The organism is Pseudomonas sp. 32_A (assembly GCF_017490905.1).
Taxonomy (GTDB): domain Bacteria; phylum Pseudomonadota; class Gammaproteobacteria; order Pseudomonadales; family Pseudomonadaceae; genus Aquipseudomonas; species Aquipseudomonas inefficax.
In genome coordinates, this window is record NZ_JAFGYI010000163.1 from 1 (window position 1) to 536 (window position 536).

The window sequence follows — 536 nt, forward strand, 5'->3', positions numbered from 1 at the left end:
TGCAGAAGGTGTGCAAGGACATCGACTTCGCGAACGACGCGTTCCCGTTCATGAGCTATCGCGACGGCACGGTCGCCGGCGTGAAGTCGCGCGTGATGCGCATCAGCTTCTCGGGCGAGCTCGCGTACGAAGTGAACGTGCCGGCGAATGCGGGCCGCGCGGTATGGGAAGCGCTGATGGACGCGGGCGCGGAGTTCGACATCACGCCGTACGGCACCGAGACGATGCACGTGCTGCGCGCGGAGAAGGGCTACATCATCGTCGGTCAGGATACCGACGGATCGATCACGCCGTTCGATCTCGGCATGGGCGGGCTCGTCGCGAAATCGAAGGATTTCCTCGGCCGCCGCTCGCTCACGCGCGCCGATACCGCGAAGAGCGGCCGCAAGCAGTTCGTCGGCCTGCTGACCGACGACGCGCAGTCTGTTTTGCCCGAAGGCGGCCAGATCGTCGAGCTCGATGCGGCCGCGCGTGCGGACGGCACGACGCCGATGCTCGGTCACGTGACGTCGAGCTATTACAGTCCGATCCTGAAC

General features: G+C 65.5%; 1 pseudogene. It reads left to right on the top strand.

What is annotated here, in order from left to right:
* A pseudogene (locus J5M58_RS26085) lies at window positions 1–536 on the top strand (glycine cleavage T C-terminal barrel domain-containing protein); the annotation flags it as partial.